The organism is Marinobacterium iners, from assembly GCF_017310015.1.
GTDB classification, from domain to species: Bacteria; Pseudomonadota; Gammaproteobacteria; order Pseudomonadales; family Balneatricaceae; genus Marinobacterium; species Marinobacterium iners.
In genome coordinates, this window is the sequence record NZ_CP022297.1 from 1,116,135 (window position 1) to 1,140,686 (window position 24,552).

Genomic DNA, 24,552 nt, shown 5'->3' on the forward strand with positions numbered 1-24,552 from the left:
CTTGCTGTTTGGACGGGGTCCATAGGATAGTTCATAGGTCCCTCTGTCAGAAAGCCTGTCAGGCTTAAGCCATTGAAAAAAAATGATGAATAGAGTATATCTGACGAGCTTCAATGCGCGTCTTCCTAAATCTGCGCATCTTATATTGTATAAACATTCAGCTAATAAACAGAGAAGATCAATGAGTGGTAATCAGTTAATCAAGAGTGTGTTGGCCAGTGTTCTGGCTGCGTTTATTATTCCTTTTCTGCTGCAGCGCGTTGCGGGAGTTGAAATAGGGTTCACCTTGCCGGTTTTGGCAATCATTGCTGTTGTGGTTCTGCTTGTAACCCTGGCCAGTGCCTGGCAACCTGCGGGTTCTGCCGCTACGGCGCGGACAGCTCGTCCGTTTTCCGATGCTTCAGAGCAGGATGATGACGAAGGTGACGAGAACGACGGTCGTGAAATCGGCAGCGTTAAATGGTTCAACGTGTCCAAGGGGTTCGGTTTCATCACGCGTGAAAATGGTGATGATGTGTTTGTTCATTTCCGCAACATCCGTGGCCGTGGTCACCGCTCTCTGAACGAAGGTCAGAAAGTTCGCTTCAGCGTGCGTGAAAGCGACAAAGGCCTGCAAGCTGAAGACGTGTCCATCGTTCGCAGCTGACCCCCTCTGCCGGTAGCTTCGCTGCCGGCACCTTTCCTTCCTTCCCTATTTCAAGACGGCTGACGTCGTTTGGTGTATCGAGTCGGCGCTGCGTTGGCAGGGTCATCCGGCCAGGGGTGTTTTGGATAGCGTCCCTTCATCTCCTTCTTCACCTCCCGGTAACTTCCAGCCCAGAATGCGGCCAGATCGGATGTCACCTGTAGCGGTCGTTGTGCCGGCGACAGCAGGTGCAGTGTGAGGGGAATCCCGTGGCCTACACGGGGAGTATCAAGGCAGCCAAACATTTCCTGTAATTTTACCGCCAGTACCGGAGGCGACTGGCTGTAGTCGATTCGATAGCTGGAACCTGAAGGAACGGGTATCCGTTCGGGGGCGAGCTGATCCAGCAACTGCTGTTGTGGCCAGTCCAGCCGGCTGCGCAAAATCGACAGTAGATCGAGCCGAGTCAGATCGTCCTGTCGAGTAACAGTATCCAGCCAGGGCAACAGCCATTGCTCCAGAGTCTGTAGCAGCCCTGCATCGGACAGGTCGGGCCATTGGGCATCATTGTCCTGGCTGGCGGCAAACGCCACTCGTGCCCTGAACTGCTCGACTTCAGGTGTGAAGCTCAGCCGCAGCAACCCTTCACGCTGCAGCAGCGACATAATGGCTCTGCGCCTGTGCTCCGCCGTTACTTCCTGCAGCTGTGTTCGGCTCAACACCAGATTGCCGATGCACACCTGCCGTTCAGCCACAAATCTGTCCTGTCGGCTGTCCCACTCGACGACCTCTTCAGTTCGTTTGAGATCCTTTAGCTGACTTTCGAACAGCGAGGGGGCCAGGGTACTGGCCAGTCTGATTCTGTCCGAAGCGCGTCCATTGTGGCTGCTGAGTGTGGCGATCGCGAGCCATTCATGTTTGCGCAACGGGTCCTGTTCGGCCAGCGTAACCCCGCGCCCCTGGCTTAGACGGTATTGTGCAGAGCCGGGTTCACGCTGCCGCGCGATCCGGTCAGGGTAGGCGCAGGCAACCAGATAGCCGATCCAGTGGGGCTGATCCGGGCTGCCGCTGTCCAGCTGGCAGGTAATATCGCTGCAGCTGCTGCGCAGCTGGCTTGCAAGCTGCTGCAGTCTGCGCCGATGTGGCTCGCGGCCTGTACTGTGCAACCAGTCAAGCCGCTGGCGCAGGTCGGCGGACTGAGTATTCAGCGGGTCTCGCTCGGTCAGCAGTACCGCAAGGTCTGCCGCCAATGGCAGCAGGCCGTTTTCCGCACCGCATAGCAACATGTGGGCAAGACGGGGGTGAGTCGGCAGCTCGGCCATGCGCTCGCCTCTGCGGGTCAGACGTAACTGGTTGGGGGCGGGGGCTTCAATCGCCTCCAGCTGCATCAGCAGCTGTATTGCCTGACTGAATGTGGCCGCAGGTGGTGGCTCCAGCCAGATCAGTTCGGCTGGATCGTTCACGCCCCAGTTCAGCAGTTGCAGTGCCAGCGGGGCCAGATCGGCCTGAAGAATTTCCGGGCGTGTCTGGGGTTCAAGCTCACTGTGTTGGGCTTCGGACCAAAGCCGATAGCAGGTGCCTGGCCCCAGGCGTCCAGCCCTGCCTGCACGCTGAGTGGCGCTTGCCATCGACACGCGGGTGGTGAACAGACGCGTCATGCCACTGGCGGGATCAAAACGCGCCTGTCGACTCAGCCCGGAGTCGATGACCGCTTCTATGCCCTCAATGGTCAGGCTGGTTTCCGCGATGGCGGTGGCCAGTACCACTTTGCGCTGGCCCCGGGGTGGTGACAGTATCGCCTGTTGCTGCTGATCCAGCGGCAGCTCACCATGCAGCGGGGTCAGCAGCAGCTCGGGATACTGTTCGAGAAGCGGTTCCAGCAGTGCCTGAGTGCGGCGAATTTCGGCCAGTCCCGGCAGAAACACCAGCAGGCTGCCGGCGTGCTGCTGCAGTGTCTGTGCCACCAGTTTTGCGATACGAGGCTCGATCGGCTCGTCGCTGCGACTGCGGGCGGACCAGATGATCTCCACCGGGTGGCTGCGGCCACTGGATTGCACCACAGGTGCGCCGCCGAGTAGTGCAGACAATGTCGAGTGCTCGAGGGTTGCCGACATCAGCAGCAGTTTGAGTGGAGGCCCTTCGCGCAGCAGCTCCCGCCCCTGCAGTGCCAGTGCCAGACTGAGGTCGGCATCCAGGCTGCGCTCGTGAAATTCATCCAGAATCAACAACCCTATGCCTTCAAGCTCCGGATTTTCCTGCAGCATGCGCACCAGCACCCCGCCGGTGACCACTTCCAGGCGGGTGGCCTCACTGGTGCGTGTTTCGAGCCGAACACGATAGCCAACACGCTTGCCGACCGGCTCACCCAGTTGCTGTGCCAGTCGTTGGGCTGCAGCCTTGGCCGCAAGTCGTCGTGGTTCCAACAGGATGATTTTCTGTCCTGCCAGCCAGGGCTGGTCCAGCAGTGCAAGTGGCACGCGTGTGGTTTTGCCCGCACCGGGTTCGGCTTCAAGAATCAGTTCGTTCTGTTGCTCAAGGGTGGCAACGATCTCTGGCAGCAGTGAGTCGATCGGCAGCTGAGAGAGGTCGGGCATGGTCATAATCCTTGGCAGTTCGGGCCTGCGAAGTGTACCAGCAACGCAGGCGGGGCGCTGCCCGCGACCGGACAGAAGACCGTGCGATGTACTATCATCCCGCGTGGACCTAACAATCGAGGACCTGCGTTGCTCATGACCTGTTACAAAACCCTGGCCGAACCGGTACACAGCGAGATCGAGATCAAGAAGTCACGCTTTATCGGCTGTATTGAGCCGATCCACTCCCATGCGGCCGGACTTGAACGGGTGGCCGAGCTTTGGCGGCAGCACCCGGAAGCGCGGCATATCTGCTATGCGATGCTGGTGGCCGGGCAGGTGCGTCAGTCCGATGACGGCGAGCCTTCGGGCACGGCGGCCCGCCCGATATTGAATGTACTGCAGCACAAAGGGCTGGATTACGTACTGGCCACGGTGGTGCGTTACTTTGGTGGTATCAAGTTGGGTGCAGGTGGTTTGGTACGCGCCTACAGCCAGGCGATCAGCGAGCCGCTGCAGCAGGTCGAATATGTCGAGGTCAAGCCTCAGGCGCAGGCGCAGATCCGGTTTGAGCATGCGCATGAAGCACTGGTGCGCCGTTTGGCCGAGCAGGCCGGGCTGGCACTTGAGGTAGAGTATCAGCAACAGGTGTTGGCCACTCTGCAGGGCGAAGCAGAGCCGCTGGAGCAATGCCTGCACCAACTGAAGGAGCAGACAAGAGGGGAGCTGGAGTTACTGAACACCAATACGGATGTTGGGGCCTGATTCGAGCCTGTTTTCACGTTAGCCTCACACAGTACAGAGCATGCTACAGGTCTGATAAATCTTCAGGACATATCCATGCTTGTTCGCCTGTTTTCAAAACTGTCTTACCTGCCTCGTCCCCGGCTGAGCGCCGTTCAGCTGGGCTGGCTGGTGGCACTGTTGTTGGGGTTGTTCTATAACGGATCGCTCTGGCGCCTGATTCTATCGCTTCAGTATGCTGATGCCGTACACAAGTGGTTTTTTGCCGCAGCTTTTTTACTGTTTCTGCTGGCGGTGATTCAGCTGTTTCTGGGCTTGTTGTGCTGGCCACGACTGATTAAGCCGGTGGCGGTGTTTCTGCTTCTGAGCACGGCGCAGGTCGGTTATTTCATGGACAGTTATGGCATCGTGATTGACAAGACCATGGTGCAAAATCTGTTCGAGACCGACCCGGCAGAAGTGAGGGATCTGGTCACCGGTGCCATGTTGCTTAACTTGTTGTTGAAAGGCGTGTTGCCGTCCCTGTTGCTGCTGTGGATCAGGATCAAGCCCCAGCCGGTTAAGCGGATTCTGGTGGGGCAAACCATCAGTCTGCTCAGCTGCCTGCTCCTGATCGGGCTGAATGCAGCACTGCTGTATAAGGACTATTCCTCGCTGTTTCGCAATCACCGTGAGATCCGCAATCTGGCGCTGCCGTCCAGCTACCTGTACTACACAGGGCGATACCTCAGTGGAGCCTATGATGCCTCCAAGCGTGTCTTTCAGCCGCTGGGGCTGGACGCTCGACTTGAATCAGCCGGGTTTCAGACTGTATCCGCGAAAGCGCAAAAGCCTGACGTGCTGATTGTGGTATTGGGTGAGACGGCACGCAGCATGAACTTTGGCCTCAACGGCTATGCGCGAGATACCACGCCCGAGCTGGAGCGCCTGCCGGTGGTGAGCTTTACGGATGTGGAATCCTGCGGTACCAGTACAGCTGTGTCGGTGCCCTGTATGTTCTCGCTGCAGCAGCGAGAACGATATGACGATGAGCAGGTGGCCTATCAGAGCAATGTGCTGGATATTTTGCAGCATGCAGGTGTTTCTGTACGTTGGCGTGAAAACAACTCCGGCTGCAAGGGTGTGTGTGCACGCATTCCGGTGATCGAGGCGGAGCAGCTCAATCCAGGGCACGACTGTACGGAAGAGGAATGCTTCGATGATCAGTTATTGTTCGGGTTGCAGCAGCAGCTGGAGGGGCTTAAGGGGCCTGCGGTGATCGTACTGCATCAAAAGGGCAGTCATGGGCCGGCTTATTTTGAACGTGTCCCTGAGAACTATCAGTACTTCACACCGGTCTGCCAAAGCAGCGAGCTGCAGACCTGTGTTCAGACCGATATCGTCAACGCCTATGACAATACCATTCGCTATACCGACCATCTTTTGGCACGGGTGATCGAGCTGTTGCAGCGGCAAGAGCAGCTTAACGCCGCCATGCTCTATGTCTCAGATCATGGCGAGTCGTTGGGGGAGAATAACCTCTACTTGCATGGTATGCCTTGGCTGCTGGCGCCAGAAGAGCAAAAGCAGGTGCCTCTGATCACCTGGCTGTCAGCCGGGTTCCAGCAGGAGCATGGTGTTGACTGGCAGTGCCTCAAGGCAAACAGCGACAAACCACTCAGCCATGACTTCCTGGCCCATTCTCTGTTGGGGCTGATGCAGGTCAGTACATCAGTCTACCAGCCAGAGCTGGATCTGTTTGCGCCTTGTCGTAATGGGCAGCGGAGTCTCGCGACAGTACACAATCAGTCGGCCCGGAAGGCTGATGGCTGAAACTCGATCCGGGCCTGGAACTGCCGAGCATCCTGGTGGTAACAAAAATGTGCTCCGGCCTTGTCACATAGCTGAGCAATGATGGGCAGGCCGTAGCCAAAGCCCTGTTGCTTGTTTTCTGGGCCTGCAGTTGCTACTGGGTTGGTCAGGATCAGTGAGTGAATATCCGCCTCAAGTGTCAGTACCCCTGTACCATGGCGGCACGCATTGCCCAGCAGGTTGTCGAGTATGACTGACAATATGAAGGGGTGAATGGACCAGTCCAGTACTGGTCCAATCTGCAGCTGCAGCTCAAGTCCCGAATGGTCACTTTGGTTGATCAGCTGCTGCAGCATGTGGCTGTCGACTTTGCAATGCTCTGAAGGCTGTTCACGGGACAGCCAAAGGAAGGAGTCGGTCAACTGCTCCATTCGATTGACGGCTTGGGCGATCCGTTGATACGCCCGTTTCTCGGCGGGATTGGTGTGATCTCTCGACATCTCCTGCAACAGATCCAGCGAGCCATGTATCACGGTCAGGGGGGAGCGCAGTTCGTGACTGGCAAAGCGGGTAAAGTTCTGTTCCCGCTGAATAAAGCCATCAATGCGCCGTAACAGCTGGGCAAAGCGCTGACTCATTTCGCCCAGTTCATCCTTGCGGGGCAGGGGCGTCATCTGTGGCGAAGAAGGATCAACCGCTTCAATTGCTTGCATCAACTCCCGCACGGGGCGTGTCTGTTGCCAGACCAGCAGTAGAGTGATGCCCATGGCTCCAAGCGAAAACAGTAGAATTCCTCCAATTACGAGCGCTCGTTCCATCAATTCGGATGAATTGGTTTCGTCCAGCAATTGCTCAATACTCGTTTGCTGGAGTTCTGGCTGACTGGCCATGTATTCGAGAATGGCTGCCCGGTTGGCATCCTCAATACTTTCGACCAGGTGCCAGCCCGCCAGCCAGTACAGGCTGGTCAAGAGCAGAGTGGAGAGTCCGGTAATCAGAATGATGCGAGTTGTGAATTTCATGGCGTTTCTGTGGTGTTGGGGGCATCTGGAAGTTGTAGATACACACCGCTTCCCCTGCGGGTGTGCAGCATTGCGGAGTCGAACGGCTTGTCGAGTTGGGTTCTCAACTGATACAGCAGTGACCGCAGCGCATCACTGTCCGGGGGCTCGTCTCCCCAGATGGCCTGCTCAAGCTCGCGACGGCTGACGACGCGGGGAGCATGTGCGATCAGGTGGCGCAGCAGAGTAAAGCCCTGAGGGGTCAGCTGCAGCGGTACATCATCGCGCCGTGCCTGTTGCTGTTCCACATCCAGTTCCAGTGGACCGAAATGCAGCAGGCGCAGTTGTTGACGTGATACGCGTCGGCTCAAGGCTTCAATGCGACAAACCAGCTCGTCCATGGCAAAGGGCTTGACCAGGTAGTCGTCGGCACCGGCGGAAAAACCGGTGACCTTGTCACTCACTTGATCGAGAGCTGTCAGCAGCAGAATCGGGGTGGTGACACCCAGCTGACGCAGCTGCTGACAGAGCGCAAAACCACTGATGCCGGGCATCATGACATCCAGCACCAGTACGTCATGATGTTGTTGCCTGGACAGTTCGAGTGCTTGCTCGCCGGTACGGGCACAGTCAACACTGATGCCGCGCCAGCTTAAAAAGTCGGCGATTGCCTCAAGAATGCCAGGATCGTCATCGGCCAGTAGAACGGAAATCTGAGACATTGGGCAGACGCTCGCTTACTGATTTTAATTGCATCATAGAGCTGTCGGGGTGAAGGCTGCAATCGCGCCTGGGTGCCAGCATCAGCGCCGCCAGCAGGGCGTTGATCGACCAACACAGTGTAAAACTCCAGATATCGTGTGACAGAAAATGTGCGCCTCGCAGCTGCTGAGTGGTTCCGAACAGCAGGCCGAGCCCCAGTGCCAGGGCAAGTGCGGCATATCGCCACCGTGGCTGGACAGTTGCCGCCGCAAAATAGAGCGCAAGCCAGGCATACCCGGCACTGGCGTGTCCGGCGGGAAAGCAGCTTCCGCTACCGTGATTGAAAAGCTGCTGCAGCAAGGGTGAGTAAGGTACATCGCCTCCAAAAGGTTGCAGGCTCCAGGGACATTCAACGCCAAGGGAGCGTTTGCCCAGCAGAATCACTCCGCTGGCAATCAGTGGCGAAATGACCAGATAGGCCAAAACTCTTCGGTAAGGTCGCAGCCGTGGATGAATGCCACTGGCCAACAACAGGATGAGGCAAAGCAGAAGCAAGGCAATGCTGAGCTGCCGACCGCGTTGATGGAGTAACTCACTGAACAGCCAGTGCTCCTTCAGGGTCCATTCATGACCTTCCAGCGCATAAATCCATTGGGCCAGTGTCAGGTCAAGCTGAAAACGGTGGATGATCAGGGTCGCCACCATGGCGCATGCCAGCGCCGCAAGGGCTGAGCATATGAGGCCTGTGCGGCCTGGAAGGCTGGAATTCATGCTGTAACAACCGCCACTGTAGAGGGGACTGGCATGATGCCTGCCACAGAGTGAAGAGGACGTGAAAGCCTCGCTCGCGTCACACAGAGGTGTTTGGTCGAGACGAGTATTCGGCTGCCGAAGGGGCATCCTCAGGCTGTTCCTGACGAATCATGGCAATGAACACCCGTATCAGCTCAGGATCAAACTGCCCTTGATCCTGCTCGGACTCGAGAATATTCAAGGCTTTCGTGACGGGCATTCCGGGGCGATAGATGCGGTCACCGGTCATGGCGTCCCAGGTGTCGGCAATTGCGACGATGCGTGCCAGCAGTGGAATCTCGTCGCCCTTGAGTCCATCGGGGTAGCCGGTCCCGTCCCAGCGCTCATGGTGCCAGGCAGCAATCTCGGCAAAGGCGCTGAAGCGTTTCAGCGGCTTCATGATGGCAGCGGTCATCACCGGGTGTTTTTTCATCTCCTGGTATTCGGCATCGGTGAGAGCAGAGGGTTTGTTGAGAATGGTGTCATGAATGCCGATCTTGCCCAGATCGTGCATCAGGGCTCCCTTCTTCAGCAGGGCCAATTGGTCGGTCTCCAGACCCAGCTGCTGGCCCAGTTTGACGGCATAACGTGAGACGCGGCCTGAGTGAGCGGCGGTATAGGGGTCCTTGGCTTCCAGTGCCTGGGCCAGTGCACTTAGCGTCGCCATGTAGGTTCTTTCCTGCTCGCGCAGTAATTCTTGAATACTCTCGGCCAGGTGGTTGACGCCGGATGCCAGCTGTCCCATCTCGTCACGGGTCGTCACGCTGACACGGCTGTCCAGCTCTCCACGGGAAAGTGCCTGTACGCAGCGATGAAGTCGCTGTATCGGACCCGTGAGCCGAAAATGGATCAAACCGCCGAGGAACAGCAGCATCAGCAGACTGCTGATCAAAATGGTATTCCACATGGATTGCTCGAAAGGGCCATCGAAACTGCTGATCGCTTTTTTCAGGCCGGTAATATCGACCTCGGCCTCAATGCCCGCAATGGCGCCACCAGGCAGGGTCATCGGCAATAGATAATCCGCCTTAATGAAGCCGCTGTCTGTGTGGTGTTCTCGGGATTCTCCAAGTGATGGCTGCCGGTCATGAATGACCCGATAATAAGTGGAGCCTGGTTGAAGTGCCTTTTGGCCCCGCTGGGCCTGGCTGTGAGCAATAATGTCGCCGTTGGCATCAAAGGCGTAGAGATCCTGAATATGCAGCTGCCAGCCAAAGTCGCTATGGCGGTTTAGATAATCCACCTCGGCGGCCAGTGCAACGTCGGTCAGTGCGATCCGCTCCTGTTCAACATTGCGTCGAATCTGATCCAGCAGCAGATGTATTTTCTGGTCGGCCTGGGCCAAAAACGCCTGCTCGATGACTTTGTCAGTCTTGTGTGACAAGAGATAACCGTTCAAGACCAGAATACTGATGGCAAACAACAGAAAACGTGCAGAGAGGGGTAATCGAGCGCGTTTTTCTTCCGTCTGTGAATCCTTGTGGCTGTCGTGATGATGATTTTGCACCCTGATCTCCCGGATCTGCTCGTGATTCTGTATCACTGCTGACTATGCACAGAGCTTATTAAAGCAGCCTTAAGAAGTCCCGTAGAAAAAAGTCGATGCTTTAAGTTTGGTTTCAGCCAGCTCGAGTAAAGTGACTCCTGTAAACCAACACAGACAGGAGAAACCTGATGAAAAAGCTGATTGCGAGCCTGATCCTTTCCACCGCTGCCGTCTCCGGTGTGGCCATGGCTGGTGACAAATGTGATGTGCCACAGGATGAATGGCAAACTGAGGAGGCCTTCCGTGCTGCCATTGAAGCCAAGGGATGGGAGATCAAAAAGTTCAAGATCGATGACGGCTGCTATGAAATCTATGGCTATGACGAGAAGCAGCGTCGTGTAGAGGCTTACTTCGATCCCAAGACCTTCGATATGGTCAAGATGGAACTGGACGACTGAGGAACTCATAATGAATGCCACTGTAAAGGTCTGGGATCCTCTGGTGCGGGTGTTTCACTGGTCACTGGTGCTCTGCTTTGCAGTGGCCTGGGCCAGTGCGGATGAATGGCAGGACCTGCATGAAATAGCAGGCTATACAGCTGCGACATTGATCGCTTTCCGGTTGATATGGGGGCTTTTCGGTCCCCGTTATGCCAGATTCCGGCAGTTTGTGCGTGATCCAAAAGTTGTTGCAGGATATCTGTCGGATATGTTGAAGGGGCGCGAGGCGCGTTACCTGGGGCATAATCCGGCAGGTGGTATCATGGTTGTGGCCCTGCTGCTGGGCATGGGGCTATTGACACTCACCGGCTGGCTTTACACGGATCTGTTGTGGGGTGAAGAGTGGGTCGAAGAGAGCCATGAGTTGCTGGCCAATCTGATGCTTATGCTTGCGGGGTTGCATGTGGCCGGTGTTGTTCTGGCCAGTGTTCGTCACCGCGAGAGCCTGGTTAAATCGATGATCACGGGACATAAACGTGTGCCGGGTGAGGCTGACGTGAGTTGATAAGGTCTCAACAAATTGCTGGAGGTGACACAATGAAAGGCCTGTTTGCCATTCTGCTGCCATACATGATGGGGCTGACAATAGTGCTGTCACCTGTAGCCCTGGCCGGTCGTGATCTTGATCAAAATGAAGCGCGTCGCCTGATGTTGTCCGGACAGATCCGGCCCTTGTCTGAGTTGATGTTACTGCATCCAGAACGATTGAATGGACATCTTCTTGATGTAGAGCTCGAAGAGGAGGATGGGCGCCTGGTCTATGAAATTGAGGTGCTGGATAAGGATGGTGTGGTACGTGAGTTTTACCTGGATGCCTCCAGTGGCGCTGTTATCAAGGAAGAGATCGAGGACTGAGCATGCGAATTCTTCTGGTTGAAGATGATGTTCGACTTGCGGCGGAGCTCAAGCCCCGGCTGCAGCAGGCAGGTTTTGCCGTTGAAACCGCCCATGATGGCGAGGATGGTGAGTTTCTTGGGCGGGAGGAAAATTTTGATGCCGTTATTCTGGATTTAGGCCTGCCTCGCAGGCCGGGCCTTGAAGTGCTCACAAACTGGCGCAGCGCAGGTCTGGATATGCCGGTACTGGTACTGACGGCACGTGACGCCTGGCATGAACGCGTGGATGGGCTCAAGGCCGGTGCAGATGATTACTTGGGCAAACCTTTCCACACCGAAGAGTTATTGGCGCGTCTTGAGGCGCTGGTCCGCCGTCATCACGGTCATGCCAGCAGTCGTCTGCAAGTGGCGGGGCTGGAGCTGGACAATGATCTTCAGCTGGTACGTGATCAGAAGGGGCTGGAGCATCCGTTGACCGGTCGAGAGTTCCGCCTGCTGCGTTACATGATGCTTAACGCTGACAGGGTGCTGTCCAAGAACGAGCTGAGCGAGCATGTCTACGAAGAGGAAGATCTGCGTGACAGCAACGTGATTGAGGTCTATATCAACCGTTTGCGTCAGCGTTTTGGCAAACGCTGCATCCTGACCCGGCGTGGTCAGGGTTATGTGATGCCGAGTCAGCCTGAGAGCGGCTCATGAGTCGAAATCAGGTGGCCACGAGTAGCTCGCTTGAGTGGCGGATTCGGCGGCAGCTCCTGCTGGTGCTGTTGTTGGTCATGAGCGGACTGCTGATGTTGGTACACATCAGTGTCAGCCATTTGACCCAGAATTTTGTCCTCAGTCGCCTGGAGCATGATGCCGAGAGCCTCATTGCGGCATTGGAGCGTGGGGCCGATGGCCGCTGGCAGTTGAATGAGACGACATTGCCGCAAGTGTATCAGCGGGTCCACTCGGGGCACTATTATGTACTTGCAAGTGACACAATGACCTTGCGCTCACGCTCTCTTTGGGATTTGGAAACCTCAACTCGAATGATGCCAGTGGGTGTCAGCCACAGTGAGCTCAAGCCCGGGGTCGGTGATCAGCAGTGGTTGATCAGAGAACAGGGGTTCAGTAAACAGGGGCAGGGCTTTTCGCTCTGGATAGCTGAAGATATTGCGGACCTGCAGCAGGAACAGCGTCAATTTGAAGCAGGGCTTCTGCTGCTGTTGCTGTTGAGTCTGCCTTTGTTGCTGATCCTGCAAAGGCGTGTATTGCGTTCGGGATTTGCCCGTCTTGAGCCTTTGCGCCAGAGCCTCGCGCGACAGCAGGCTGGTGCCGAGGTTGAGTTTCCGGCCGAGATACCTCAGGAAGTGGTGCCCCTGGTGGAAACCATCACACAACTGTTGCGACGTTCAGGTGAGCAAACAAGTCGCTCACGGATGGCACTGGGCAATCTGGCGCATGAGCTCAAGCATCCGTTACAAGAGTTGCAGTGGCTTGCACGGCAGCATCCGGACCCTGAACAGAGTGCACAGTTGCTGCGACTGTATCGGCAGCTGCATCAACGTATTGATCGGGAGCTGCGTCGGGCTCGGATTGCCGGTGCGCCGGGGCCGGGAAGGCAATTTGTGCCAAAAGATGAAGTGGCGCATTTGGTGCGCCTGCTTCAGCGTATCGGCCGAGATGATATCGATTTTAAATCCGAATTGCCGCCCGGGGCGATCCCTTTTGATCGTGATGACATGCTGGAGCTGCTCGGCAACCTGTTGGATAACGCCTGGCGTCATGCCTGTCGGCGTGTACAACTTCACATACAGCCCGATAAGGATAATATCCACCTGTGGTCAATACTGGTCGAAGATGATGGTAAGGGTGTGAATGATGCCGATTTGCTGCGGTTGTCTGAACGTGGTGTGCGTCTGGATGAGCAGGCCAATGGCAGCGGTTTGGGTCTGTCTATCTGTCGCGCGGTGGCAGAAAGCTACGATGGAGAGCTGGTTTTTGCCGCTTCAGAACTCGGAGGGCTGCAGGTAAAGGTGAGCCTGAGAGCAACATGATTTGGCTTGGCGCATGACTCGCTTCCGCTCTACGTAATGGATATGAACGCCGTAAACTCTCTCAGCAGGTCAGGGTCATAACAATGAGAATCCGAATGCATCATGGCAATTGCGTCCGCAGGTTGGGCACCCTTATGGTAAGGCCGATCTTCAGTGATGGCATCGTATGAGTCGATAATTCGGACGATTCTGGCCAGTAGAGGGATTTTTTCACCCGATAGCCTGGCCGGGTATCCACTGCCATCAAAATTTTCATGATGATGCAAAACGATCGCTACAATCTGGTCATCAAGTGACAGTGGCTGGATAAGCTCTGCTCCAAGCCGGGTATGTTGCTGGATAAGCAGATATTCGGCATGAGTCAAGCGAGAAGGTTTGTGTAAAATCGATTCGCTGATCGAAAGCTTGCCGATATCATGAATTTCAGCGCCGTAGGCCAGTGTGTAGGTATCATCCCTATTCAGGGACAGGTGCTTTGCAAAACCCTCTGCATAGGACCTCAACCGACTTTGATGACTCGCGATATCAGGGTCTCGGGCATCAACCACCCGCTGTATAAAAGCAGTAATATGAGGCATGAATAATCCTTCTCATTGCCCGTCGTGATTTCATACAGACACTATAGGCCCATTTTCACGTAAATAGAAAGCGCCAGGGATCAGCAGGGGCTCGGGTTGCAGTGATATGTACCAGTTCGCTATTACATCCCTGTAATGTATTATTGCTCAAAGTGTTCAATTCGTTTTTGTCTGCTATGGCAAACGCGGATAGAGGTCAGCGGCTGTTATGAAAACGTATTGGTTAAGCAGGGGGTTACAAAAGCAGTGCTGCTGATGATCGATAACTTCGACAGTTTTACCTGGAATGTTGTCCGCTACCTCGAAGAGCTGGGGATGGAAGTGCAGGTGCATCGCAATAACGCGATTACGCTGGAACAGATTGAAGCCCTTGCGCCCACCCATATGGTGATATCCCCCGGTCCTTGTACACCGGCTGAAGCGGGTATTTCGGTTGCTGCCATACGTCATTTTGCCGGACATCTGCCGATTCTGGGGGTTTGTCTTGGGCATCAGTGTATTGGTCATGCGTTCGGGGCTGAGGTCGTCAGGGCGCGTCAGGTCATGCATGGCAAAACATCTTTGATCGAGCATCGTGGTAAAGGCCTGTTTGCGAGTATTAAGCAGCCGCTTGAGGTGACGCGTTACCATTCTCTGGTTGTGCGCCGCGAGAGCCTGCCGGATTGTCTTGAAATGACGGCATGGACGACCACCGCAGATGGCGAGCCTGACGAAATCATGGCGCTGCGGCATCAAGAGCTTGAACTGTACGGGGTGCAGTTTCATCCCGAATCCGTTCTGACTGAACAGGGACATGCACTGCTGGAAAACTTTATTCAGCGGCGTTGAATCGCATACTAACAGGAGGCATTGGATGAATATTCAGGAAGCGCTGGCACGCATTGTCGACCATATCGACCTCGGTTTTGAGGAGATGGAAGACGTCATGCGTCAGGTAATGACCGGGCAGTGCAGTGAGTCCCAGATTGCCGGCTTTCTGGTTGGCCTGCGGATGAAGGGTGAGTCGATTGATGAAATTACCGCGGCTGCCAAGGTGATGCGTGACCTGGCCACACCGGTACGTCCGGCCGTAGGCCCCCTGGTTGATATTGTTGGTACCGGTGGCGATGGCGCCAACCTGTTCAACGTGTCATCGGCCAGTGCCTTTGTCGCGGCGGCCTGTGGTGTCAAGCTTGCCAAACACGGCAATCGTGGTGTTTCTTCCAGCAGCGGCAGCGCTGACCTGCTGGAGCAGGCCGGTATCAATCTGGATTTGGGCGCCGATGAGGTCGCACGCTGTATCGATGAAGTTGGTATCGGCTTCATGTTTGCGCCTGGCTACCACGGTGCCATGAAGCATGCGATCGGTGCCCGCCGTGCGCTCGGTATGCGGACTTTGTTCAACATACTGGGCCCCATGACCAACCCGGCTGGCGCGACCCGCGGCGTGATCGGCGTATTCACGCCCAAGCTCTGTCGCCCCATGGCGGAAGTGATGCAGCAACTGGGGGCTGAACACATTATGGTGGTGCATGCAAAGGATGGGTTGGATGAAATCAGCCTGGCCACCCAGACGCAGGTTGCGGAGCTGCAAAATGGCAAGATTACGGAATACAGCTTGTCACCTGAAGATGTGGGCATCGACAGTCAGAGCTTGATCGGTCTGAGTGTGAACAGTCCCTCGGAGTCGTTGGCCCTGATTCAGCTGGCGTTGAGTGGTTCGGATGAGCCGGTGGCACGAAAGGCCGCTGCCATGGTGGCACTGAATGCTGGCGCAGCCGTATATCTTAGCGGGCAGGCGGATACACACCAGGCCGGTGTCGAGCAGGCTTTGGAAGCCATACGTTCGGGCGTAGCACTGGATAAAATGAAGCAGCTGGCCGCGTTCAGTCAGCAGCTGGGGAAAACCGAATAATGAATGATACACCCACAATTCTGAAAAAGATCATCGCTCGCAAGCATGAAGAAGTGGCTGAGCGCAGTGCACGGGTATCGATTGCAGACCTGAAACAGCGTATTGCCGATCAGCAAGGCAGTGCGTCAGATCCGCGCGGGTTTGCGGATGCGCTGGCAACGTCGCTGTCATCGGGTCAGCCTGCAGTGATCGCCGAGATCAAAAAGGCCAGCCCTTCAAAGGGCGTGATTCGAGACCCCTTTGAGCCGGCCGAAATTGCCGCTTCGTACGAGCGGGGCGGTGCCAGCTGCCTGTCGGTACTGACCGATGTAGACTTCTTTCAGGGGGCGGACGAATACCTGCAGCAGGCACGCAGCGCCTGTTCATTGCCGGTCATCCGCAAGGATTTTATCGTGGACCCCTATCAGATCTACGAAGCCCGCACACTTGGGGCTGACTGTATTTTGCTGATTGTTGCGGCCCTGACCGATGCGCAGTTGTCCGACTTGACCACGCTGACCCATGAGCTTGGCATGGATGTGCTGATTGAGGTGCATAATGCAGAGGAACTTGAGCGTATTCTGCCGCTCAACACCCGTCTGGTTGGGATTAATAACCGTGATCTGCACACCTTTGATGTCAGTCTTGAAAACACCTTCCAGCTGCTCGATCGCATCCCGTCAGATCGCATTATCGTGACCGAGAGCGGCATTCTGACGCCGGATGACGTGGCTGCCATGCAGGCCCGGCAGGTCAACGCTTTCCTGATCGGTGAGGCGTTCATGCGGGCAGACGATCCAGGACAGCAGCTGGCGCGCTTTTTCAGCGCTGCACACTAACGCATTGTGAGGAAACAGGCAGTATGAGCATGAATGTCAGTGTTAACTGGGATGGCGATGATCGTTTCAAGGCGACCACCGGTTCCGGTTTTGAAGTGGTAATCGACAAGGATCTCCAGCAGGGGCCGCGGCCCATGGAGCTGGTGCTGACCGGTCTGGGCGGTTGTACCAGTGTTGATGTGGTGGGCATTCTGCGCAAGGCGCGTCAGGATGTGACCGCTTGCGTGGCTGAAATCAGTGCCGAGCGCTCGGACGAAGTGCCTTCGGTCTTTACCGAAATTCATGTCAAATTCATTGTCAGTGGCCGCAAGCTGAAACCTGCTGCGGTAGAACGTGCGGTTCGCCTGTCCGCTGAACAGTACTGCTCGGCATCGCTGATGCTTGAGCGTGGAGGGGTGAAAATCAGCCACAGCTTTGAAATTGTGGACGTGGAATAAACCCGTTTTATCACTTGTTTCTTGAAGGGCGCTGAAGTAGAATTTTGCGTCCTTTTTATTTGTTCAACTCCTTGCTTTCAACCACCGGCATTCGGCGGGTGACTTGAAGGCTGTGAAACCGTAAGGAGCAAAAATGCGTCATTACGAAATCGTATTCCTGGTTCACCCGAACCAGAGCGAGCAGGTTCCGGCGATGATCGAGCGCTACAAGACTCTGATCGAAGGTGCTCAGGGCCAGATTCACCGTCTGGAAGACTGGGGCCGTCGTCAGCTGGCTTACCCGATCAACAATGCACACAAGGCACACTATGTGCTGATGAATGTTGAAACGACTCAGGACATCCTGGACGAACTGTCCAGCATGTTCCGTTACAACGACGCTGTGCTGCGTAACATGGTGATCCGTTGCAATGAAGCGGTCACTGAAGTTTCTCCGATCAAGGCAGCAGAGTCTCGCGAAGAGCGCAAGCCGCGTCGCGAAGAGCGCACAGAGCAGAAGCAGGACAACAGTTCTGCCGATGACAGCTCTGATGAAGAAGCTGCTGAAGAGTAATCGTTAACCCTATTTATTGGAGAAGTTCAGATGGCACGTTTTTTCCGTCGTCGCAAGTTCTGCCGTTTCACCGCTGAAGGCGTAAAACAGATCGACTACAAGGATCTGGATACCCTGAAAGGCTACATCACTGAAACCGGCAAAATCGTTCCGAGCCGTATCACTGGCACCAAGGCACGCTATCAGCGTCAGCTGGCGACCGCTATCAAGCGCGCCCGCTACCTGGCTCTGCTGCCGTACACCGACAGCCACGACGTTTAAGCGTCGGTTGATACAGCCGTAGGCAGCACACAGTGCTGCCAGACTCGTTTAATGCTGCTGCCCGGAGGTTGCGTGCAGCAGCCGGGATTCAAGACTGCAGCCTTTGCAGAACAAGAGGTTTTACGAGATGGAAGTTATTCTGCTCGAAAATATCGGTAAACTGGGTAATTTGGGTGACAAGGTCGCCGTTAAATCGGGCTTTGGCCGTAACTACCTGGTTCCTCAGGGTAAAGCCGTACCGGCTACCGCTGATAATGTCGCCAAGTTTGAAGAGCGTCGTGCCGAACTGGAAAAAGCCGCTGCTGACAAGCTGGCTCAGGCCCAGGCTCGCGCCGAACAGCTGAACGAACTGGAACTGTCTCTGGTCACCAAAGCTGGTGACGAGGGTAAACTGTTCGGTTCCATCGGCACCCGTGATATCGCGGAAGCACTGAGCTCTGCCGGCGTTCAGGCCGACAAGAGCGAAGTACGTCTGCCGGAAGGTGCGATCCGTCACGTTGGCGAGTTCGACGTCGACATTCAGGTACACCCTGAAGTGACCGCGACCATCAAGCTGGTTATTGCCGGCGAATAATTTCGCTCTGCAATCCGGTTAAGGAAAAGCACTGCGTGGTATATACTGCGCAGTGCTTTTTTTATGTTCAAAAATGACGATGTTGTATAGCTCAGGAGACGTGATCCGGTGGAAATGGCAGATCTGAACGACGAGGCGCTGGAACAGATCAAGCAGCCACCCCATTCGATTGAGGCCGAGCAGTCGGTTCTGGGCGGCCTGATGCTGGACAACAACGCCTGGGATACGGTCTCGGAAGTACTGCTGGAAGATCAGTTCTACCGCGGCGATCATCGCATGATCTTCCGTACCATGCAGAAGCTGATCGATGAAGGCCGGCCGATCGATGTGGTCACTCTGTCGGAAGAGCTGGACCGCACCGGCGAGCTGGAAAATGCGGGTGGTCTGGAGTATCTGGTCACGCTGGCCCGCAACACCCCCAGTACCTCGAATATCCGCGCCTACTCCGAGATTGTGCGTGACCGTTCACTGCTGCGTCAGATGATCAGCGTAGCCAACGAGATCGCCGACAGTGCATTTCATCCCGGCGGTCGCGCCTCTGATGAAATCCTCAACGAAGCCGAGCAGAAAATCTTCCAAATTGCGGAAAATCGACCCAATCAGGGAGGCCCCGAGGGGGTAAATCCGCTGCTTAAGCGTGCGGTGGACCGGATTGATGAACTGTTCAACAATGCGGACTCCCTCACGGGGGTCACCACCGGCTTCGATGACCTGGATGATCGTACCGGTGGTTTGCAGAAGTCGGACCTGGTGATTGTGGCAGCGCGTCCCTCAATGGGTAAAACCACTTTCGCCATGAACCTGGTCGAAAATGCTCTGATGGCAACTGAGAAGCCGGTGCTGGTGTTTTCGCTGGAGATGCCCGCCGACCAGTTGGTGACACGTATGCTTTCATCGCTTGGTCGTATCAATCAGACCAAGGTACGTAACGGTCAGCTTGAAGAGGATGACTGGCCCAAGCTGACGACTGCGGTCAATATGCTCAAGAACAAGCCGCTGTTTATTGATGACCAGCCCGGTATCAGTCCCAACGAGATGCGTACCCGTGCACGACGTATCGTGCGTGAGCACGGTGATCTTGCCATGATCATGGTCGATTACCTGCAGCTGATGACCCTTAAAACGGGTAAAAGTGAAGGCCGTACCCAGGAGATATCAGAGATTTCCCGATCCTTGAAAGCCCTGGCCAAGGAGATGAGCTGCCCGGTGGTGGCGCTGTCGCAGTTGAACCGAAGCCTTGAACAGCGTCCCAATAAGCGTCCGGTGAACTCGGACCTGCGTGAATCCGGCGCTATCGAGCAGGACGCCGACGTGATCATGTTCATCTATCGTGATGAGGTATACAACGAGGACAGCCCGGACAAGGGAACCGCTGAAATCATTATCGGCAAGCAGCGTAACGGTCCCATCGGTTCGGTTCGTCTGGCGTTTATAGGGCAGTACACCCGTTTCGAGAATCTTTCACACATCAACTACAACTACGATGATGGTGAGTAGGGTGATGCTCAGGACTCCCTGAGCATCTTGTTGCGAAAGCCTTCAGGCACGGCAACTACCTTGCGGTCGGTGTAATCGAAGAACACGATGCCGGTTTTTGCATGCGCAATCTCTACCGCCGTGTCCTTGTTGCTCAGCAGATAGTAAAGATCGCAGCCGTACTTGTTGAAATCGGCCACCGTTACATCCACCTGCACGCGATCACCATGGAAGCTCTCCGCCTTATAAACGATGGCAGAGTCGGTCATGATGATCCCCGCCCCTTCTACATCAAACTCGGCGTAGTGGTAATGCTTGAGGAAGCGCAGGCGGGCCTCATGTACCATCGACAGCACGGCATCATTGCCCATGTGGCCGCCATAGTTGATGTCGCTGATACGGACACACAATTCGGTGCTGAACAAGTAATTGTCCGGCATATCCAGTTTGATCCGGGCCATTTCGTGCACTCTCCTGAAAGTTGCTTACAGCCGATCCAGTTCCTGCATCACCGCGACCATGGCAGCGGTGAGGGTAGCAAGATCTGCATCTGACATGATATAGGCTGGCATGACATAGACAAGCCTGCCAAATGGGCGTACCCACACGCCCCGGTCGACAAACATGGGCTGCACCTGGGCCAGTGAAACCGGTTCATGACGCTCGATTACGCCGATTGCGCCCAGCACTCTTACATCGGCTACGCTGGTCAGAGCACGAGCGGGCTCGAGTCCCTGCTTCAGGCCTGATTCAATGCGCTGTACCTGAGAGTGCCAGTCTTGTTGTTCGAGTTGATTCAGGCTTTCCAGTGCCACGGCGCAGGCCAGCGGGTTGGCCATGAAGGTGGGTCCGTGCATGAAGCATCCAGCGCCTCCTGCAGAGATGGTATGCGCAATCTCCGCTGTGGCCAGCGTGGCGGCCAGCGTCATGTAGCCGCCGGTCAGGGCCTTGCCAAGGCACATGATATCGGGGCTGATGCCGGCATGGTTGCAGGCAAACATCTCGCCGCTGCGACCAAATCCGGTGGCAATCTCGTCGGCAATCAGCAGCACCTCATACTGGTCGCAGAGCGCCCGTGCCTGGCGCAGCCATTCGGGGGAGTAGAAGCGCATTCCACCGGCGCCCTGAACAATGGGTTCCAGAATCAGTGCTGCCAGCTCACCATGGTGCTGGGCCAGCAGGCGTTCGAGCTCTGTGATATCGGTGGCTGCAAAGCCGCCATCAAAGGGGGTCTCCGGGCGAGGGGCAAACAGCTGCTGTGCCAACACGCCACTGAACAGTTCATGCATGCCGTTGACAGGGTCGCACACCGACATGGCACCGAAGGTATCGCCATGGTAGCCGTTGCGTAGGCTGATCATGCGGTGCTTTTCCGGTTTGCCTCGGGCATGCCAGTACTGGATCGCCATTTTCAGCGCGACTTCGACGGAAACCGAGCCGGAATCGGCCAGAAAAACACGCTCCAGGCCTTCGGGTGTCATCTCGACCAGTTTGCGTGACAACTCAATAGCGGGTGAGTGTGTCAGACCACCGAACATCACATGGGACATGCGATCGATCTGCTCATGCGCGGCCTGGTTCAGAGCCGGATGATTGTAACCATGGACCACTGACCACCAGGAGGCCATGCCATCGATCAGTTCACGCCCGTCTGTCAGGCGCAGGCGTACGCCCGAAGCGGACTCCACCGGGAACATCTGTGGCGGGTTGATCATGGACGAATAGGGGTGCCAGATATGCTGACTGTCAAAGGCAAGCTGTTCTGTATCAGGGCCGCGCATGCTGATCTCCACTCCTGGGAACTGGTGTGAGGGAGCTCATTAGAGCGGTCTTTGCAGCGGGCTGCAACCTCTCGCAGGACTAGTTGCGCACTTCAATTCGGTTGCGGCCACCGCTTTTGGCCTGATACAGAGCTGCATCTGCTCGGCTCAGCAACTCGGAGCTGCCGGTATCACTGGCATTGAGTGTGGTGACGCCGATGGAGAGCGTCATGGGGATCAGACCATCCGCCGTTTCGGTAGGGGTCAGCTCAAGCAGGTGACGCAGTCGTTCTGCCAGCTGTACGGCACCCTCAAGGCCGGTGCCGGGCAGCAGGATGGCAAATTCTTCACCTCCTAGACGACCAATCGAATCAGTTTCGCGCAGGCAGCTTCGAGCAAGGCTGGCAAAGTGCTGCAATACCAGGTCGCCGGTGTTGTGGCCATATTCGTCGTTTATCCGTTTGAAATGGTCGAAGTCGATCATTAACAGGCTGCTGGGGTGGCCCAGGCGTCGGCTCAGGCGTTGCTCTTCATGCAGCCGCTCCAGAAAAGCGCGCCGGTTGCTCAAGCCGGTCAGGGAGTCGGTAGTGGCCAGTAGTTTGAGTTTGCGTTCCGCTTCCTTACGGTCGCTGATATCGCGGAATACGGTAACAACCCCGGTTATTTGCCCACGTTCAATCATTGGCTGGCTGGTCACGACAACCGGCAGAAGTTCTCCGGTTCGGGTTTTGAACTGCTCATCACCTTCGTAGGTAATACCCTTGATCGCGTTTGAGAAAATCGGACACTGCTGCAGTGACAGGTCATTCTCTTCATGTTGATGCAACAGCTGATGCAGGTTTTCCTGATACAGCTTCTGTTCGTTATAGCCGGTCAATCGGCTGACAGCCCTGTTGACGTATAGAGTCCGACCCTCCCTGTCCAGAACATAGATGCCTTCGCCAACAGCAGCCCCGATGGCATCCAGCCGGTATTTCTGTACCAGAATGGCATGCCGCTGCTGGTGAAGATGAAGCAGCATTGAGCCCAGCAGGAGGGTGACCAGCAGGCTGACCACCAGCATGGTGTAAAATTCCCATTGCAGGCCGGTCAGGAGCGGTGCCGGGTGAATAGACAGGATGTACCCCCCAAGTCCTCCGGTCAGTGTTTGTACCGGAATAAACGCGACTGCATAGCCGGTACCTTGATGGTAAGTGGCTGTTGCAAAGGGCTTTCCTGTCTTGAGCTGCTGGCGGATGCCGGGTTGGGCAGCAAGCGAATGACGCAGAGTTTCCAGTGGCAGCTCTTGGTTCAGGGCATCATTCAGACTGTCAGTATGGAGCAGGAAATCCGGGCTGATCAGTGCTGGTTGCAGCCGATCCTGAGGGCCACCTACCAGCACCGATTCTACGGTACTGCGCTCAAGCAGGAAGATGAAGGTTTGACGTGGCGAAAGGGATGCCAGTGTCTGGCGGATACGGGCAAAGGAAACGGCTGTTTCCATGCTGCCGATCATCTGGCCATCGAGCATGAGTGGCTGAATGAAGCGGAAACCAATGAAAAAGCGTCCTACCTCGAAACCGTAGCAGGCCTTGGGCTGCTCCTGCAGGCGTCGAAGTGAAGGCCTTATTTCGGCCAGAGAGTCACCATGAACGCCGGGAGCATGGAAACGTAGAAAACTGGTGCCATCTGCCTGGTGGAACTGCCATTGAGAAATGCCGCGTCGCACCAGGTCCTGATAGTGTGGGAGTAGTCGTTGATACAGCTCTTCTCTCAGCAGTGCGCGCTCTGAATGATTATCGGCATTGATGCCGAGATCAAACAGGTGAATCAGTTCAGGCTGGCGGGTCAGATCCGCATAAAATGTATCCATTGCCAGCGCGTATCGCTCCAGGCTGGCGTCATAGGTTGCCTGCAGCAGAGTGGAAGCGTGCTCCAGATACTGTTGCACCCTGTCCTGGCGGACCTGATGCAGGAACAGCACTGTCAGCAGGAAAAGGCCGGAAAGCAGTAATACATAAAGACCCTTGCGCATAGTTCGGCCCTTCATGGCTCAAGATCCATTAAGGAGAGCTTAGAGTCAGCTTAGCACCCGTTGCTGACGGGCACAAAGCATCCTCTTCCCGGGCTCAGTCCGGTTGGAACAGAGCACCGCTGGTAATTGCGCGCAGGGTTTTGAGCAGCAGCAGACAGACTACAAATGTCACCACAATCAGTGAAAGCCAGGAGAGCAGCAGAAAAAACTCACTGCCTGTCTTCATCAACATGATTTGGGTCGCGATGCAAAATGCTGCCAGTGGGAAGCTGTAGGCCCACCAGGAGATGAAAAAACGAATGCGTGAAAAACGCGGCAGCTGGGTAAAAAGAAGCAGCGTAATGAACATCGCGCTGTAGTAGAGAATACGTGCAAAGCTGTCGACCACTCCCTGATTCAGTTGCAGGTAGGAGACAAAGCCAACCGCAGGCGGTGCGATCATGATGAAGAGTGTTGGCAGCATTTTTTCAGGCAAGGGGTCGTGAAACAGCACCCGGTTGAAAATCAGTGTTTTCAGTACCAGCCAGTAAAGCAGACCGATGCTGAAGAAGAACCAGCTGGCTTCGGTGTAGCCGTGCTGTACACCGGCAATCGGCGCGACGATGTTCCCCACAACAGGGATAAACCAGGCAGGCGTACTGTGCTGAACCTTGAACCGAGAGTGGTGTATCCACTGGCTCATCACATGCAGCGTCAGCAGCAGATGAATGATGGCACCGCTGATCCACAGATAGCGTGAGAGACCCGGTGAAAGCTCCAGGGTGGCGGTGGCGATAAGCAGCAGGCTGATTGAAAAAGCCGGAAAGAAACTGATTTTGATCGGGTGGTTGAACTCATCTATCACTTCAGAGCTGAAGCGCACGGTTTTGAGCAGGTAGATGCTGGTAATCATCAGCAATACACAGGCAGTTACTACCAGCAGGATCTGTCCGACAAGTGGTGACATCCCCAGTGTGTAGGCTGCTTTCTGCCAGCTTAGCGTGAGGCCTCCGAGTCCCATTACCATTGCAATCAACGCAATGGGGAAGTGCTGCAGGCGTTGCGGGGCAGACAGCGTTGAGCTGGGCTGCTCGGTCATGGCGGCGGCTCCTTTATTTA

26 protein-coding genes are annotated in these 24,552 nt (G+C 55.7%); 16 read left to right on the forward strand and 10 right to left on the reverse strand.

Going from position 1 to position 24,552, the window contains the following annotated elements:
* Positions 1-181 precede the first annotated feature (181 nt).
* Positions 182-646: a cold-shock protein gene (locus CFI10_RS19335; protein WP_206840388.1), complete on the forward strand. Its 465-nt coding sequence runs from the start codon at positions 182-184 to the stop codon at positions 644-646.
* Positions 647-696: 50 nt separating this feature from the next.
* Here the strand turns inward: CFI10_RS19335 and hrpB are convergent, their stop codons facing one another.
* Positions 697-3,219, reverse strand: coding sequence for an ATP-dependent helicase HrpB (gene hrpB, locus CFI10_RS05460; protein ID WP_206840389.1), 2,523 nt, complete (start codon positions 3,217-3,219; stop codon positions 697-699).
* A gap of 135 nt (positions 3,220-3,354) precedes the next feature.
* Between hrpB and CFI10_RS05465 the strand changes: the two genes are divergently transcribed.
* Positions 3,355-3,963: an IMPACT family protein gene (locus CFI10_RS05465; RefSeq protein WP_206840391.1), complete on the forward strand. Its 609-nt coding sequence runs from the start codon at positions 3,355-3,357 to the stop codon at positions 3,961-3,963.
* 75 nt (positions 3,964-4,038) lie between these two features.
* On the forward strand, positions 4,039-5,754 hold the full coding sequence (locus tag CFI10_RS05470; RefSeq protein ID WP_206840394.1) for a phosphoethanolamine transferase: 1,716 nt from the start codon (positions 4,039-4,041) through the stop codon (positions 5,752-5,754).
* Here CFI10_RS05470 and CFI10_RS05475 read toward each other — a convergent pair.
* From CFI10_RS05475 to CFI10_RS05490, 4 genes are all read right to left on the reverse strand, one after another.
* The gene (locus CFI10_RS05475) at positions 5,727-6,755 is read right to left on the reverse strand and encodes a sensor histidine kinase (RefSeq protein WP_206840396.1); all 1,029 of its coding nucleotides are present in this window, start codon (positions 6,753-6,755) and stop codon (positions 5,727-5,729) included. The two genes, CFI10_RS05470 and CFI10_RS05475, sit on opposite strands and share 28 nt — an antisense overlap.
* Complete coding sequence (locus CFI10_RS05480; protein ID WP_206840398.1) at positions 6,752-7,456, reverse strand: response regulator transcription factor; 705 nt, start codon at positions 7,454-7,456, stop codon at positions 6,752-6,754. The genes CFI10_RS05475 and CFI10_RS05480 overlap by 4 nt, the downstream gene beginning before the upstream one ends.
* On the reverse strand, positions 7,425-8,207 hold the full coding sequence (locus CFI10_RS05485; RefSeq protein ID WP_206840400.1) for a phosphatase PAP2 family protein: 783 nt from the start codon (positions 8,205-8,207) through the stop codon (positions 7,425-7,427). Before CFI10_RS05485 ends, CFI10_RS05480 begins: the two co-directional genes overlap by 32 nt.
* A 79-nt stretch (positions 8,208-8,286) precedes the next feature.
* Complete coding sequence (locus CFI10_RS05490; protein WP_206840402.1) at positions 8,287-9,735, reverse strand: HD domain-containing phosphohydrolase; 1,449 nt, start codon at positions 9,733-9,735, stop codon at positions 8,287-8,289.
* A 167-nt stretch (positions 9,736-9,902) separates the two neighbouring features.
* On the opposite strand from CFI10_RS05490, the gene CFI10_RS05495 reads away from it, so the two are divergent.
* From CFI10_RS05495 to CFI10_RS05515, 5 genes are read left to right on the forward strand one after another with little or no spacing between them, the layout of a single operon-like run.
* The gene (locus CFI10_RS05495) at positions 9,903-10,172 is read left to right on the forward strand and encodes a PepSY domain-containing protein (RefSeq protein WP_091825405.1); all 270 of its coding nucleotides are present in this window, start codon (positions 9,903-9,905) and stop codon (positions 10,170-10,172) included.
* 10 nt (positions 10,173-10,182) lie between these two features.
* On the forward strand, positions 10,183-10,719 hold the full coding sequence (locus CFI10_RS05500) for a cytochrome b/b6 domain-containing protein (RefSeq protein WP_206840404.1): 537 nt from the start codon (positions 10,183-10,185) through the stop codon (positions 10,717-10,719).
* Positions 10,720-10,751: 32 nt separating this feature from the next.
* Positions 10,752-11,069, forward strand: coding sequence for a PepSY domain-containing protein (locus CFI10_RS05505; RefSeq protein ID WP_242530124.1), 318 nt, complete (start codon positions 10,752-10,754; stop codon positions 11,067-11,069).
* 2 nt (positions 11,070-11,071) lie between these two features.
* Positions 11,072-11,749, forward strand: a complete 678-nt coding sequence (locus CFI10_RS05510; protein ID WP_206840406.1) for a response regulator transcription factor — start codon at positions 11,072-11,074, stop codon at positions 11,747-11,749.
* Entirely contained in the window at positions 11,746-13,089 is a 1,344-nt protein-coding gene (locus CFI10_RS05515; RefSeq protein ID WP_206840408.1) for a sensor histidine kinase, read from the forward strand. The genes CFI10_RS05510 and CFI10_RS05515 overlap by 4 nt, the downstream gene beginning before the upstream one ends.
* A 29-nt stretch (positions 13,090-13,118) precedes the next feature.
* Here CFI10_RS05515 and CFI10_RS05520 read toward each other — a convergent pair whose 3' ends face one another.
* A complete protein-coding gene (locus tag CFI10_RS05520; RefSeq protein WP_206840411.1) occupies positions 13,119-13,667 on the reverse strand; it encodes an HD-GYP domain-containing protein in 549 nt (182 codons plus the stop codon).
* 246 nt (positions 13,668-13,913) lie between these two features.
* On the opposite strand from CFI10_RS05520, the gene CFI10_RS05525 reads away from it, so the two are divergent.
* The 8 genes from CFI10_RS05525 to dnaB all read left to right on the forward strand — a co-directional run bounded on the left by CFI10_RS05525 (position 13,914) and on the right by dnaB (position 19,701).
* A complete protein-coding gene (locus tag CFI10_RS05525; protein ID WP_206840414.1) occupies positions 13,914-14,495 on the forward strand; it encodes an anthranilate synthase component II in 582 nt (193 codons plus the stop codon).
* Between the two features lie 25 nt (positions 14,496-14,520).
* Positions 14,521-15,561, forward strand: coding sequence for an anthranilate phosphoribosyltransferase (trpD, locus tag CFI10_RS05530; protein ID WP_091825421.1), 1,041 nt, complete (start codon positions 14,521-14,523; stop codon positions 15,559-15,561).
* Positions 15,561-16,379, forward strand: a complete 819-nt coding sequence (trpC, locus tag CFI10_RS05535; RefSeq protein ID WP_206840416.1) for an indole-3-glycerol phosphate synthase TrpC — start codon at positions 15,561-15,563, stop codon at positions 16,377-16,379. The genes trpD and trpC overlap by 1 nt, the downstream gene beginning before the upstream one ends.
* A gap of 29 nt (positions 16,380-16,408) precedes the next feature.
* Positions 16,409-16,816: an OsmC family protein gene (locus CFI10_RS05540; protein WP_175527626.1), complete on the forward strand. Its 408-nt coding sequence runs from the start codon at positions 16,409-16,411 to the stop codon at positions 16,814-16,816.
* Positions 16,817-16,949: 133 nt separating this feature from the next.
* A complete protein-coding gene (gene rpsF / locus CFI10_RS05545) occupies positions 16,950-17,369 on the forward strand; it encodes a 30S ribosomal protein S6 (protein WP_091825429.1) in 420 nt (139 codons plus the stop codon).
* A gap of 30 nt (positions 17,370-17,399) precedes the next feature.
* A complete protein-coding gene (gene rpsR / locus CFI10_RS05550) occupies positions 17,400-17,630 on the forward strand; it encodes a 30S ribosomal protein S18 (protein WP_091825431.1) in 231 nt (76 codons plus the stop codon).
* Positions 17,631-17,757: 127 nt separating this feature from the next.
* Positions 17,758-18,204: a 50S ribosomal protein L9 gene (gene rplI, locus CFI10_RS05555; protein ID WP_091825433.1), complete on the forward strand. Its 447-nt coding sequence runs from the start codon at positions 17,758-17,760 to the stop codon at positions 18,202-18,204.
* A gap of 114 nt (positions 18,205-18,318) precedes the next feature.
* Positions 18,319-19,701 (forward strand): replicative DNA helicase, encoded by a 1,383-nt coding sequence (dnaB, locus tag CFI10_RS05560; RefSeq protein ID WP_206841960.1) that lies wholly within the window; start codon positions 18,319-18,321, stop codon positions 19,699-19,701.
* Between the two features lie 8 nt (positions 19,702-19,709).
* Here the strand turns inward: dnaB and CFI10_RS05565 are convergent, their stop codons facing one another.
* The 4 genes from CFI10_RS05565 to CFI10_RS05580 form a co-directional block, all read right to left on the reverse strand.
* Positions 19,710-20,141 carry an acyl-CoA thioesterase gene (locus tag CFI10_RS05565; RefSeq protein ID WP_091825436.1) on the reverse strand — a complete coding sequence of 144 codons (432 nt, stop codon included), beginning with the start codon at positions 20,139-20,141 and terminating at the stop codon, positions 19,710-19,712.
* A gap of 24 nt (positions 20,142-20,165) precedes the next feature.
* Positions 20,166-21,461 (reverse strand): adenosylmethionine--8-amino-7-oxononanoate transaminase, encoded by a 1,296-nt coding sequence (bioA, locus tag CFI10_RS05570; protein ID WP_206840418.1) that lies wholly within the window; start codon positions 21,459-21,461, stop codon positions 20,166-20,168.
* A gap of 79 nt (positions 21,462-21,540) precedes the next feature.
* A complete protein-coding gene (locus CFI10_RS05575; protein WP_206840420.1) occupies positions 21,541-23,469 on the reverse strand; it encodes a diguanylate cyclase in 1,929 nt (642 codons plus the stop codon).
* 79 nt (positions 23,470-23,548) lie between these two features.
* Positions 23,549-24,532, reverse strand: a complete 984-nt coding sequence (locus CFI10_RS05580; RefSeq protein WP_206840421.1) for an SLAC1 anion channel family protein — start codon at positions 24,530-24,532, stop codon at positions 23,549-23,551.
* Between the last annotated feature and the right edge of the window lie 20 nt (positions 24,533-24,552).